The organism is Actinophytocola sp., assembly GCF_045807065.1.
In the GTDB taxonomy this organism is placed as follows: Bacteria; Actinomycetota; Actinomycetes; order Mycobacteriales; family Pseudonocardiaceae; genus Actinophytocola.
On sequence record NZ_JBJMIE010000072.1, the window covers coordinates 1 to 2,450 of the forward strand.

At 69.1% G+C, this 2,450-nt stretch carries 2 protein-coding genes and 1 pseudogene; all 3 read right to left on the reverse strand.

Annotation, left to right across the window (positions count from 1 at the left end):
- A pseudogene (locus tag ACJ73U_RS04125) lies at window positions 1–372 on the reverse strand (hypothetical protein); the annotation flags it as partial.
- Between the two features lie 42 nt (window positions 373–414).
- On the reverse strand, window positions 415–846 hold the full coding sequence (locus ACJ73U_RS04130; protein ID WP_407776159.1) for an ester cyclase: 432 nt from the start codon (window positions 844–846) through the stop codon (window positions 415–417).
- Window positions 836–2,450, reverse strand: a 1,615-nt coding sequence (locus tag ACJ73U_RS04135; protein ID WP_407776160.1) for an MDR family MFS transporter, incomplete at its 5' end; no start/stop codon positions are given. The genes ACJ73U_RS04130 and ACJ73U_RS04135, both read right to left, overlap by 11 nt.

Consider the following 2,450-nt stretch of genomic DNA (forward strand, 5'->3'; position numbering starts at 1 on the left):
CACGACGTCCGCCACGGCCGCCAGCGCGGCGACCGACGCCGGGCCGGCCACCGCGACCGTCACCAGGTCGGTGCCGTACTTGGCTTCCGCGGCCGCCTTGGCCCGCGGGACCAGGGCGGCGAGGTCGGTGGACCCGTACGCGCCGACCTCGATGTCGAGGTAGCGGTCCAGGCCCAGGCCGGTGACCTCCTTCATCAGCACGGCGGCGGCGTCCTTCTCGATCTCCGTCACCAGTGCCTGCACGGCGTCGGTCCGGCCGGAGAGCTGGGACATCGCCTCCCACGAGCCGGTGGTCCTGGTCTTGCCCCCGCTCTCGGTCTCGCGGATCAGCACGCCGGAGGCGTCGTAGAGCAACAGGTAGCGGTCGGCCATCGTTCTTCCTTTCCGCGCGGAGCTTGCGGAGCGCGCGTTGTCTCAGGACCACTGGTTGTTGGCCGTGGGGGCCATGAGGCCCGTGTCGGTGAGGATCCGGGGCAGGTCGTCGGCGAGCCACGACTCGACGACCAGCCCGTCGACGAGCCGGTGCACCTCCGCGGCGGTGACCGTGAAGGCCTTGCCCGTCGGCGGCATCCCGCGCAGTGAGCCGGTGTGCGTGCCCTCCGCGGTGAACAGGCAGGTCACGTACTCGCCCTCGGCGATCAGCCGGACGACGTGCACCCGGTAGTCCGGGAACGCGTCCCGCCACTCGCGGACCGCCATCTTGAACGCCTCCGGGCCGGGCGGGAAGCTCATGCCCGCCTTGTGGATCGCGAAGTCCGGTGCGAACAGCTCCCGCACCACCGCGTAGTTCCCGGCGTTGACGACCTCGTCGACGATCCGCCGGACGACTTCCTTGTTACCTGCCACGGGTCTCGCTCCCTTCGGCGACGGCGGCCGCCGGCACCTGACCGTTGCCGTTCTGCCCGTTGCCGTTGTGCGTGTGCTGCTGCGGCCCGCCGCCCCGCTGGCCGCCGTGCTGGTTGGACTTCAGCGGGATCTCCTTGAGCGTCAACATGATCAGGAAGCCCGCGACCGCGACGAAGATCGCCACGATGAACACCGCGTGCAGGCCGTCCTGCACGGACTGGATCAGCGGGCCGCGCACGTTCGCCGGTAGCGCGCGGATCTGCTCGGGGCTGTTCAACAGGTTCTTGCCGCTGCCGACGTAGGAGTTCAGCAGCGCGCCGAACACCGCGACACCGATCGAGCCGCCGAGCGCCTGGAAGAACTGCGCGGCCGCGGACGCCGTGCCCATGTCGCGCCGCTCCACCGCGTTCTGCACGGCGATCATCAGCACCGGCGAGATGACGCCGAAACCGAGGCCGAAGACCACCATGTACAGCGAGGTCACCCACAGTGGCGTCCCGGAGTCCATGGTGGAGAACAGGAACATCGCCACCGGCACCACGGCGATACCGACCACCGGCCAGATCTTGTACTTGCCGGTCCTGGTGATCAGGCGGCCCGACACGAACGTCGAGACGAGCACGCCTGCCATCATGGGCACGAGCTGCAGGCCGGAGTCGGTGGCGTCCGCGCCCTGCACGATCTGGATGAACAGCGGCAGGTACACGAGAGCGGAGAAGAACGCGACGTAACCGACGAACAGCACCGCCGACGCGGTCGCGATGACCGGGTGCCGGAACATCCGCAGCGGCAGCACCGGCTCCTTGGCCCTGGTCTCCCAGAACAGGAAGCTCGCCCCGAGCACGAGGAACGCGGCGCCGAGCCCGAGGACGGTCGGCGAGTCCCAGGCGTAACGCTGACCGCCCCAGGTGAGCACGAGCAGCAGGCTGACCACCGACGAGGACATCAGCGCGGCACCGAGGTAGTCGACCTTCGCCTGCCGCACCCCGCCGTGGCCGGGGAAGAGCGCCACGAGGAACGCGACCGCGACCGCGCCGAGCGGCAGGTTGATGAAGAAGATCCAGTGCCAGCTGGCGTGGTCCACGAAGAACCCGCCGGCGAGCGGACCGACCACACTGGACAGTGCGAACGTCGCCTGGATGAAGCCCTGGTACTTGCCGCGTTCCCGCGGGGAGACGATGTCGCCGACCGCGCCCATCGCCATGGCCATCATGCCGCCGCCGCCGATGCCCTGCGCCGCCCGGTACAGGATCAGCTGGGTCATGTCCTGCGCGAGGCCGCAGAGCGCGGACGTGACGAGGAAGATGCCGATGGTGATCAGAAGGATCTTCTTGCGCCCGAACAGGTCGCCGAACTTGCCCCAGATCGGCGAGGTCGCGGTCGACGCCAGCAGGTAGACGGTGACGACCCACGAGACGTCGGTGAGGCTGCCCAGGTCACCGACGATCGTCGGCAACGCCGTGGCCACGATCGTCTGGTCGATCGAGGCGAGCAGCATCACCAGGAGCAGGCCGCAGAACGCACCTGTCACTGTTCGTTTGCTGAGTGCGGGTGCGGCGGCCGCGTACGTGTTTCCGGCCATTGGTTCTATCCCTCCTGCTGGC